Genomic DNA, 9,909 nt, shown 5'->3' with positions numbered 1-9,909 from the left:
CCCACCTTGCGGCAGAACCGCAGGATCAGGGCCTCGATCGGCAGGATTGTGTTGGCCAGGTCGGTGTCGATCTGGTCGCCCTCGGTCAGCCGTTCCCACATGTCGGTGGCCAGATCATCCCGCTCATCGGCATCCGGCGTGGCGGCGGCGATGGCGCGGGACACGCCCTCGGCCACCTTGCGGCGGCGCTGGTCGATCCGGTCCTGCCGCCGCTCGCGGCGGTCTTCGGCCGCGCGGCCCTGCTGCTGGCACTGCTTGTCCAGCCTGGCTTTCAGGGCGACGGAGCGGCGGATGCCGAGGAACAGATCGTTGAAATGGGTTTTCGCGGCCGCGGCCTTGGCGTCGTCCTTGCCCTTGAGGGCCGCGAGGCTCCTGACCTTGAACGCCCGGGCCAACTCGCCGCTCAGCGCTTCCATCTCGGACAGCAGCGTCCACTCCTGCGCAAACACCTCCGCCGCCGGGGATCCGGCGGTGGGTGTCTGGGGCGTGGGCGCTGTCTGTGTCATCTCTTGATGAGAACATAAAGGGAACAATGAGTCGAGGGATAATACTGCCCGACCCGCGGAAGGCTTGCAGCGGCACGCCCCTGCCCCCACCATGGCAGCGAGGAAACGCCGGAAAAACGAAGAGACCGCATGAGCGAGACGCGCCGCCGCCCGGAGACCGCGAAACCCGTCGCGACACGCCGGCCGGCCGCGGATGACGCCGCCGACGCCCCGGTCGACCCCGAGCAGCAGCAGCAGATCCGCATCGCCTGGGCGTATTTCGTCGAAGGGCTGACCCAGGCCGAGATCGCCGAGCGGCTGGGCCTGACCCGGCTGCGGGTCAACCGCATCCTGCAGATCTGCCGCGAGACCGGCATCATCCAGATCCGCATCCAATCCCCCCTCGCCTCCTGCGTCGCGCTGGAGCGGGCGCTGATCCGGCGCTACGGGCTGCGCGACGCGGTGGTGGTGCCGACGCCGCGGGACGAGGACAAGATCCGCGCCGCGATCGGGGTCGCCCTCGGCGCCTATGTCGAGAATGCGGTGCATGACGGCATGCTGGTCGGCATTGGCTGGGGCCAGACGCTGCGGCTGGGCCTGCAATCGATGAAGCGGCGGCGAATGACCGACCTGTCCGTGGTGTCGCTGATCGGCAGCATGACTCGCGGCTCGGGCCAGAACACCTTCGAGATCGTCTCGCGCTTCGCCGACCTGCACGACGCCGACCGCTTCTACTTCGCCGCGCCGGTCTATGCCGATGACGAGGCCCAGCGCGACAGCCTGCTGGGCCGCGGCGTGCTGCGCGACATCTATGACAAGGCGAAATCGGCCGATCTGGCGCTGATCAGCGTCGGCAACGTCTCCGACCACAATCTGATGCTGGCCCTGGGGATCGTCGACCGCGAGGCTGCGGCCCTGCGCGCGGCCGGCGCCGTCGGCGACGTGCTGGGCAACTGGCTGGACGTGGAAGGACGGCCGGTCGACCACCCGCTGAACCGGCGCACGGTGGCGCTGGGCCTGGACGACCTGGCCCGGATCCCGTCCGTCGTGCTGGCCTCCGGCGGCAGCTACAAGTTCGAGATCATCCGGGCCGCACTACGCCGCCGCTGCATCAATGTGCTGATCACCGACGAGGCGCTCGCGGAGCGGCTTGCGGAAGACCGCGAAGGCTGAGAGCCTGTTTGGTAATGCTACTGGCGTGGCCGTCTGACGGCGGTTTCTCCGCTTCCGGTGCTCACGGACGACCATGTCCGCTGCGCGCCGGTTCTCGAAACCACCGCCAGCCGACTCTCGCCAGCGCATTTCCAAACAGTCTCTGAGAGAGCCATCCGGAACGTGAAAAATCGCTATAAGACGGCCATATCGGTAGCATTTCCGGATGGCCTCTGAGATGACTGGCCTCCGCACCGGCGCCGGATCGGGCGCCCTCCAGAGAACGCGGGCTCACACCATGGATTTCAAAGGCAGGCACTTCCTCTCGACGCGCGAGCTGACCCTCGACTCGCTCGGGGCCGTGTTCCGCGTCGCCGACCTCCTGGCCCCGGTCGCGCAGGGCCGCGCCACCACGCGGGTGCTGGAAGGCGCGGTGCTGGGCAGCCTGTTCTTCGAGGCCTCGACCCGGACCCGGCTGAGCTTCGAGGCGGCGTTCCAGCGCCTGGGCGGCGCCATCGTCAACACGACCGGCTTCACCTTCTCCTCGATCGCCAAGGGCGAGTCGATCTACGACACCGCCCGCGTCGTCTCGGGCTATGTCGACACGGTGGTGATGCGCCATCCGGAGGAGCGGGCGATCCATGAATTCGCCGCCGCCACCCACATCCCGGTGATCAATGGCGGCAACGGCGCCGGCGAGCACCCGACCCAGGCGCTGCTCGACATCTACACCATCCGGCAGGAGTTCGCGCGCATCGGCCGGCCGATCGACGGCGCCCGCATCGCCCTGGTCGGCGACCTGAAATACGGCCGCACCGTCCACTCGTTGATCCACATCCTGTCGCTGTATGAGGGCCTGACGCTGAGCCTGGTGGCGCCGGAGCCGCTGCGCATGCCGGCGGAGCTGGTGGAACACGCGCGCAGCCGCGGCCACACCATCGAAGAGCATGACGAGGTGTCGCGCGGCGTCGCCGGGGCCGATTTGATCTATGCCACACGGGTGCAGAAAGAACGCTTCGCCGAGGGTGAGCTGTCGGCCGATTACGCGCCGGATTTCCAGATCAGCCTGGGCATCCTGAACGCCCATGGCACGCCGCACACCATCGTGATGCACCCGCTGCCGCGCGACAGCCGGCCGGGTGCCAACGACCTGGCCCAGGACCTCAACACCGATCCGCGCCTGGCCATCTTCCGCCAGACCGACAACGGCGTGCCGGTGCGCATGGCGCTGTTCGCCCTGACCCTCGGCGTCGCCGACGGCATCGAAAAGAGCTTCCAGCCGGCCCGATGGTGGCGGCCGGAGCGGATCGGCCCCGACGACGCCGCGTTCTACCGGCCGGGAAAGATCTGATCCGCGTCTTGTGCGGTAACTTGAGGATGATATATGATATTGATATCATATACTCGAGGCCGCCATGCGCACTTTGGTCGATATTCCCGACGACCAGCTTGAGGAATTGACGGAGATCAGCGTCCGGGAGGAAACGTCTCGGGCAGCGATCATTCGTGAAGCCGTCGCCACCTATCTGGCGAAGCGGCGGAAAGCCAGCCAGAAAGACGCCTTCGGCCTGTGGCAGCGCGAAGGACAGCAACCTGTCGACGGCATTGAGTACCAGAAGGCGCTGCGCGGCGAATGGTAAGCGCCGTCTTCGACACGAACATCCTGATCGACTACCTGAATGGCATCTCCGATGCGCGGGACGAATTGGACCGCCATCAGGAGAGGGCGATCAGCGTCGTCACCTGGATGGAGGTCATGGTTGGGACCCCTTTGGCGGCAGAACAGGCAACACGCGACTTTCTGCGCAGCTTTGTCCTGGTCGAGCTGGACGACGATATCGCCGAAGAGGCCGTGGACTTGCGAAAGCGGCACCGCATCAATCTGCCGGACGCGATCGTCTGGGCCTCCGCCCGCCGCCGCTCGGCTTTGCTGGTGACCCGCAACAGCAAGGATTTCCCGACAGCCGATCCGGGAATCCGGATGCCGTATTCGGTCTGACGCCTACTTCACCGCACCCATCGTCAGGCCGCGGACCAGTTGGCGCGACACGATCAGGGCGAACACGATCACCGGCAGCACGATCAGCGTGCCGGTGGCCATGATCTCGCCCCAGGGCAGGTCGTAGCCGCTCATGAAGCTGGTCGCCGCCACCGGCGCGGTCCGGGTGGCGCTGCGCGTCAGCACCAGGGCATAGAGCAGTTCGTTCCAGGAGAAGATGAAGGAGAAGATCGCCGATACCGCGACGCCCGGCGCCGCGAGCGGCAGGGCGATGCGCAGGAACACGGCGAACCGCGAGGCGCCGTCGATCCGCGCCGCATCGTCCAGGTCGCGCGGGATGCCGCGGAACTGGTCGGCGCAGATCCACACCACGATCGGCAGGTTGAAGGTCAGGTACAGCAGGATCAGCACCAGATGGGTGTCGATCAGGTTCAGGCTGCGGGCCAAGAGGAAGATCGGCAGCGCCAGCACGATCGGGCTGACCATGCGGTTGGTGATGAACCAGAACCAGAGATCCGCCTTGCCGCGGAATTCGAAGCGCGCCAGGGCATAGGCCGCCGGGGTGCCCAGCAGGATGGCCAGCGCCGTGGTCGAGACCGCGACGATGATCGAGTTCAGCAGGCTGGGGCCGACATCCTTGGGGCCCAGCACGGCGCGGTAATGGTCCAGCGTCGGCTCGAACAGCCACACCGGGGGCGAGGCCAGGGCCACCGCCTGGTCCTTCAGGCTGGTGGTGACCATCCAGTAGAACGGGAAGACGCAGACCAGGGCGATGGCGATCAGCGCCAGCGCGTGCCAGATGGACATCCGGATCCGGGGGCCGCGGCCACCGCCCTGCGTTGCAGCCGCCATCACTCCACCTCCTGGTAGACCAGGCGGATATACATCCGCGACAGCACGATGGTCAGGATCAGCAGCAGCACCGCCTGGGCCGAGGCGACGCCCTGGTCGAACACCCGGAAGCCGACGCGCTGGATGGTGATGCTGATCAGTTCGGTCGCCGCCCCCGGCCCGCCGCGGGTCATGGTGAAGATCATGTCGAACAGCTTCAGCGTGTCGGCTGTGCGCAGGATCAGCACCGCGGTGATGCCGGGCATCAGGAACGGCAGCTGGACGTGGCGCAGGATGTGGCGGAACCGCCGCGTCTCCAGCCGCGCCGCCTCCTCGATCTCCGGCGGCACCATGGTCAGCCCGGCCAGCAGCACCAGGGCGCAGAACGGCGTCCACTGCCAGATGTCCATGATCGCGATCGACACGAAGGCGAAGCTGGGGTCGCCGAGCCATTCGACCGGGGGAATGCCGACCAGGCCGAGGAACCAGTTCACCACGCCGAAGTCGCGGTTGAAGATCAGCCGGCCGATCAGCCCGACCACGGCATAGGTGGTGGCCATCGGGATGACCAGGCTGAGCCGGGCCAGGGTCTTCAGGAACGGCAGCCCCGGCTTGTGCAGCAGCAGCGCCACGCCGAGGCCCAGCAGCAGCTCCGCCGGCAGCACGATCGTCAGGAACAGCAGGGTGCGGGTGAGCGCGTCCCAGAAGGTCGGGTCGGCCAGCACCGCAAGATAGTTGCCGAGGCCGACGAAGGGCGTCCCCTCGCGCGGGATTTTCGGCAGGATCACCTGGTGCAGCGAATTCCACAGCGCGTACAGCGTCGGGAAGATGCCGATCACCAGCAGGGCGATGACGGCGGGGGCCAGGAACCAGACCGGGGTCCAACGGCTCTCGAGACGATGCGCCATGTCTATTCCAGATTGGTGTGCCGCGCCCGCATCGCCTCGGGCGCGATGCCGAGCCGGTCGCGCAGCCGCAGCACGACCAGCTCGAACAGCAGGAATTGCGCGCCCTCATACAAGCTGCCCATCGGCAGCACCGAGGCGACGGTCCGGCCGGTGTCATCCGCCCCCAAATCATCTGCCATCGTCGGGGCCGGCAGCACGAACACGGTGTCGGCCAGGGCGGCGGCGCTGCCTTGAGGCTGGGCGGTGAACAGCAGCGTCCGGCCCCCCGCGTCCCGGGCGATGCGCATCAGCCCGTCGATGGTGGCGAAGCCGCCCGGCCCGGCGCTGCTGACCAGGAGGTCGCCGGGCCCGACCGGCGGTGTCGCCATGTCGCCGAGGACATGGGCGTCGAGGCCGAGGTGATAGAGGCGCATCGCCAGCGCCTTCATCATCAGCCCTTCCCGGCCGACGCCATGGCAGACAATGCGGTTCGCTTCAGCCAGCGCCGCGATCACCGGATCCAGCGCTTCGGGGCCGAGGCGGCGGAAGACGCCGCCGATCTCATCCAGCGCCCGATCCGCCAGGGCGTTGAGGGTTTCGGGCATGGGGTGATCTCCGGTCACGATCGTCGGTCCGTTGCATTGCCTCTCCCGCCTGGCAGGAGAGGCAACACGCCACGGTCACTCAGATTGATGAGAGCCTACTGCAGCTTTTCCTTCTTGCCGTCGTAATAGCCGGCCTTCTGCAGCACCGCTTCCATCCGCTCGCCGATCTTCTGGGCGCCCGATTCCGGGGTCTCCTCGCCCAGCATGATCTTGGTGCCGAATTCGCCGATGATCTCGGAGATCGCCGGCCATTCCGGAAAGCGCGGCCGGAACGACGGCACGCCGCCCTGCCAGGATTCCACCGTCGGCGCTACGAAGGCGTATTTCGCTTTGATCGCCGGATCATCATAGACCGCGGTGCGGCCCGAAACGCCGCCGGCCTCGACATAGGGCTTGGCCATCGCCTCGGACGTCACCCACTGGATGAACAGCCAGGAGGCCTTCTGCTGCGCCTCGCTGGCCTGCGACGCCACGCCGAGCGAGAAGCCGCCCAGCGCCGGCTTCAGCCCGGCCTCGCCCTTCGGCTCGGTCGCCACGCCCAGGCAGTCGCCCAGCTTCGAGGTCGCCGGGTCGACCAGGGTGGAATAGAAGGACGACCATTCCGTGATCATTGCCACCTGGCCCTGGGCCAGCGCGTTCACCGATTCCGCATGGTCGAAATCAACGATGCCCGGCGGCATGTACTTCATCAATTCCTGCCGGAATTTCAGGCCCTTCTGCGACGCATCTGAGGTGAGATTGGACTTGAAGTCGGCGTTCAGCAGCGACCCGCCGAACGGCCACAGCATGCGCATGAAGCTGTCGGCCGACTGGGTCTCGCCCCGGCGCGACTGCAGGGCATAGGCGTACTTCCCGTCATGGGTCAGCTTCGGCCCATACGTGTTCATCAACTCGTCCCAGGTCGCCGGCGGCTTGTCGAAGCCGGCGTCCTTGAGGATGCATTTGTTGTAGAACAGCAGGCCGGAGTAGTTGTCGAAGGGCAGGCCGTAGAGCTCCTTGTTCCAGGTGCCGAAGCTCTCCAGCAGGATCGGGAAGAAGCCCTTCAGATTCAGCGCCGGGTCGGCCAGGGCCGGGTCGTCGGTGAACTTCTTCAGCGGCACCATCCAGCCGCTGTCGGCGTATTCGCCGATCCAGACGACGTCGCTCAGCACCACGTCGATCTCACCGCCGGCCGTGAAATCAAGCACTTCGCGCTCGCGGGTGTTCTCGTAAGGCAGGATCTCGTATTCGACCTTGATCCCGGTCTCCTGCTCGAACTGCGGCAGCAGCTTGATCGCGGCGGCGTAGCCCGGGCGGTCGAGGAAGATCGCCTTGATCGTGGTGCCCTTGTAGGGCTCGGCCGCTTCCTTGAGGCTCCAGGCCATGGCCTGGCCCGCACTCAGCAGCGCAGCGACGGCAATACCGGAAAACAGAAGCTTCTTCATTGGGTTGCCCTCCCTTTGTGATGGTCATGCCAGCCGTCCGGGTGGACGGTACAAACATTTGTATCTTTGCAGATACAATCGTCTGGCCATGACACGAGAGTCAAGCCGCGTCGCTCAGCGCTGCAGCACCGTGCGGCAGGCGCCCAGACGGGCCTGCCAGCCCTCGCGCTCGAGCTCCGGCACCTCCTCCTCGCTGGTGGGGAAGCCGAGGCAGAGATAGCCGATGAGATGCCAGGCCGGCGGCACCTCGAGCAGCGCCGTCACTGCCTCCGGCTCCAGGATCGAGACCCAGCCGACGCCGACGCCCTCGCTCCGCGCGGCCAGCCACAGCGTGTGGATGGCGGTGACCACCGAATGGTCTAGCGTCTCCGGCATGGTCTGCCGTCCCAGCCCATGCCCCTGCCCGGTCGACCGGTCGCAGAAGATGGCGAGCTGCACCGGCGCCTCCTGCAGCCCCGCCAGCTTCAGCCGACGGTACTGCGCGGCCCGGTCATCGTCGTCATAGCCGGCTGCGGCATCGGCGTTGCAATGCCCGAACACAGCCCGCACCGCGTCCCGCCGGTCCGGGTCCTCGACCAGCACGAAGCGCCAGGGCTGGCTGTTGCCGACGGAGGGCGCGAGGCAGGCGAGGTCCAGCAGCCGGTCCAGCAGCCCGGGCGGCAGCGGGTCGCGCCGGAAATGCCGCACGTCGCGGCGCCAGCGCAGCAGCTCCACAAAGCGGTCGCGAAAATCGGGCGGAAAATCGGGGGCGGTCACTCGGGCCCTCCTGCGACGGAATGGCCCAGCTATAGCCCGCTCAGGGCCTGGGAAACAGCTGAGAGATGCGACCTGTCGTCCAATAGGCCACGAGGCCGACCCATTCATGCATGGCGACGTCCAGCACCTCGATCTGGTCGACCAGATCGACACGCGGCAGCAGGGTCGGCGGCAGACCGCGATAATCGACCGGCCACGGCTCGACCTTCCAGCCCGCCTCGCGGAACAGCCCCATCGCCCGCGGCATATGATAGGCGCTGGTGATCACCACCCAGTGCTGCCCGGCCTGCGGCTGCACCATCTGCTTCAGCAGCAGCACGTTCTCGTCGGTGTTGCGGGCCTGGCTTTCCAGCATCAGCCGGCGCTCCGGCAGCCCGGCCATCAGCATGGCGTCGCGGAAGATGTCCGATTGCGGCGGCACGCCGTTCCAGGGATCGCCGAGCCCGCCGGAGAAGATCACCGGCGCATCGGGGAAACGGCGTGCGAGATCCAGCGCCGCCAGCAGCCGCTCGCCATTGTTGTCCAGCACCGGTTCACCGCGTGCCCCCGACAGGGCTGTCATCTCGGCGCCGCCGAGGACGATGATGCCGTCGAGCGTCGCCGGCAGTTCCTCCGGCTTGTGGAAGCGGTTCTCCAGCGGCAGCATCATCAAGTCGCCGATCGGCAGGATGCAGATCGCGGCGAAGGCCAGGGCCAGGGCAATCACCAGCCGCCGGACCAGGCGGCGCGACCCGTACAGGAAGCCCGCCGCGGCCAGCAGCAACCCAAGCAGCACGAGGCCGAGGGGTTGCAGGAAGAACCAGATCAGCTTGGACAGGAAGAAAAACACCGCTCACCCACTCGGCGCGACGCGCGAAGACATGGGCGGCGCGACGCGGGAGGAATGGCGGATTGTACGTAATTATGCAACCCATCGGCTGGCTGCGGGTTGACGCAGGGGCGCCCAGCCCGCACATGGGCCCAGGGGTTTGGGCCAGGCCCAAACCCCAACGTTTCGTTTAGTGGATCCAATTGACCATGCGCTTGAAGTCCAAGCGTATGGTTTTATCCACGGCTGTCCGTCCCAGGCCGACCGGAGCGCGCACCCCGCTGATGGAGCTGTTTTCGAGCGACCTCTTCGACCGCGCCGGCGAGCTGTTCGACCGCCGCATCCGCCTGGGCGTGACCGGGCTGAGCCGCGCCGGCAAGTCGGTGTTCATCGCCGCCCTGGTGCATGGCCTGACCGACCCGCGGCGATTCGGGCTGCTCGACGTCGTGGCCGAGGACCGGCTGCGCGCGGCGGTGCTGCGGCCGCAGCCGCATCTCGAACTGCCACGCTTTCCCTATGAACAAGCAGTGGCGCGGCTGACCGGTGCCGGTGGGCACCCCGATTGGCCGGCTGGCACTCGCAATGTCGCCGAACTGCGCCTGTCGCTGCGCTTCGCGCCAAAAAGCGGGCTGCGCAGCCTGCTGGGCGACCAGGTGCTGCACCTCGACATCTTCGACTATCCCGGCGAATGGCTGATCGACCTGCCGCTGCTGGAGCGCGACTACGCCGGCTGGGCGGAGGAGACGCTGGCCCTGGCCACATCGGGGGTACGGGCGCCGCTGTCGCAGGGCTGGCGCGACGCCATCGCCGGCCTCGACCCCGCCGGGCCGGCGAAGGAGACCGACGCGATCGAGGCGGCCCGGCTGTACACCGGGTATCTTCGCGCCTGCCGCACCCATGCCGTGCCGTTGAGCCGGCTGCAGCCCGGGCGCTTCCTGCTGCCGGGCGACCTGGAAGGGTCC

At 67.3% G+C, this 9,909-nt stretch carries 12 protein-coding genes; 5 read left to right on the top strand and 7 right to left on the bottom strand.

The genetic code is table 11. The annotated features are described in order from the left end of the window. Window positions 1-449 (bottom strand): hypothetical protein (locus tag AC3XYG_RS18155; protein ID WP_489141258.1); only part of this gene is annotated, 449 nt, incomplete at its 3' end. Between the two features lie 186 nt (window positions 450-635). Here AC3XYG_RS18155 and AC3XYG_RS18150 point away from each other — a divergent pair. The 4 genes from AC3XYG_RS18150 (at window position 636) to AC3XYG_RS18135 (ending at window position 3,636) form a co-directional block, all read left to right on the top strand. Continuing rightward, window positions 636-1,658, top strand: a complete 1,023-nt coding sequence (locus AC3XYG_RS18150) for a sugar-binding transcriptional regulator (RefSeq protein ID WP_489141257.1) — start codon at window positions 636-638, stop codon at window positions 1,656-1,658. Between the two features lie 277 nt (window positions 1,659-1,935). Further along, window positions 1,936-2,988: an aspartate carbamoyltransferase gene (gene pyrB, locus AC3XYG_RS18145; RefSeq protein WP_489141256.1), complete on the top strand. Its 1,053-nt coding sequence runs from the start codon at window positions 1,936-1,938 to the stop codon at window positions 2,986-2,988. Window positions 2,989-3,052: 64 nt separating this feature from the next. Continuing rightward, a complete protein-coding gene (locus AC3XYG_RS18140; protein WP_489141255.1) occupies window positions 3,053-3,277 on the top strand; it encodes a ribbon-helix-helix protein, CopG family in 225 nt (74 codons plus the stop codon). Next, complete coding sequence (locus tag AC3XYG_RS18135; RefSeq protein ID WP_489141254.1) at window positions 3,271-3,636, top strand: type II toxin-antitoxin system VapC family toxin; 366 nt, start codon at window positions 3,271-3,273, stop codon at window positions 3,634-3,636. The genes AC3XYG_RS18140 and AC3XYG_RS18135 overlap by 7 nt, the downstream gene beginning before the upstream one ends. A gap of 3 nt (window positions 3,637-3,639) precedes the next feature. Here the strand turns inward: AC3XYG_RS18135 and AC3XYG_RS18130 are convergent, their stop codons facing one another. From AC3XYG_RS18130 to AC3XYG_RS18105, 6 genes are all read right to left on the bottom strand, one after another. After that, complete coding sequence (locus AC3XYG_RS18130) at window positions 3,640-4,488, bottom strand: carbohydrate ABC transporter permease (RefSeq protein WP_489141253.1); 849 nt, start codon at window positions 4,486-4,488, stop codon at window positions 3,640-3,642. After that, complete coding sequence (locus AC3XYG_RS18125; RefSeq protein ID WP_489141252.1) at window positions 4,488-5,375, bottom strand: carbohydrate ABC transporter permease; 888 nt, start codon at window positions 5,373-5,375, stop codon at window positions 4,488-4,490. Before AC3XYG_RS18125 ends, AC3XYG_RS18130 begins: the two co-directional genes overlap by 1 nt. Window positions 5,376-5,377: 2 nt before the next feature. Beyond that, on the bottom strand, window positions 5,378-5,959 hold the full coding sequence (locus AC3XYG_RS18120; protein ID WP_489141251.1) for an SIS domain-containing protein: 582 nt from the start codon (window positions 5,957-5,959) through the stop codon (window positions 5,378-5,380). Between the two features lie 95 nt (window positions 5,960-6,054). Next, window positions 6,055-7,383, bottom strand: coding sequence for an ABC transporter substrate-binding protein (locus AC3XYG_RS18115; RefSeq protein ID WP_489141250.1), 1,329 nt, complete (start codon window positions 7,381-7,383; stop codon window positions 6,055-6,057). Window positions 7,384-7,497: 114 nt separating this feature from the next. Beyond that, on the bottom strand, window positions 7,498-8,139 hold the full coding sequence (gene bluB / locus AC3XYG_RS18110; protein ID WP_489141249.1) for a 5,6-dimethylbenzimidazole synthase: 642 nt from the start codon (window positions 8,137-8,139) through the stop codon (window positions 7,498-7,500). Between the two features lie 40 nt (window positions 8,140-8,179). Beyond that, complete coding sequence (locus AC3XYG_RS18105) at window positions 8,180-8,968, bottom strand: YdcF family protein (RefSeq protein ID WP_489141248.1); 789 nt, start codon at window positions 8,966-8,968, stop codon at window positions 8,180-8,182. A 263-nt stretch (window positions 8,969-9,231) separates the two neighbouring features. On the opposite strand from AC3XYG_RS18105, the gene AC3XYG_RS18100 reads away from it, so the two are divergent. Continuing rightward, window positions 9,232-9,909: YcjX family protein (locus tag AC3XYG_RS18100; protein ID WP_489141247.1), on the top strand; the 678-nt coding region annotated here is incomplete at its 3' end.

Source organism: Inquilinus sp., from assembly GCF_057815775.1.
Note: the sequence above shows the minus strand (reverse complement) of the source record. Positions and strands in the feature narration are given on the sequence as shown.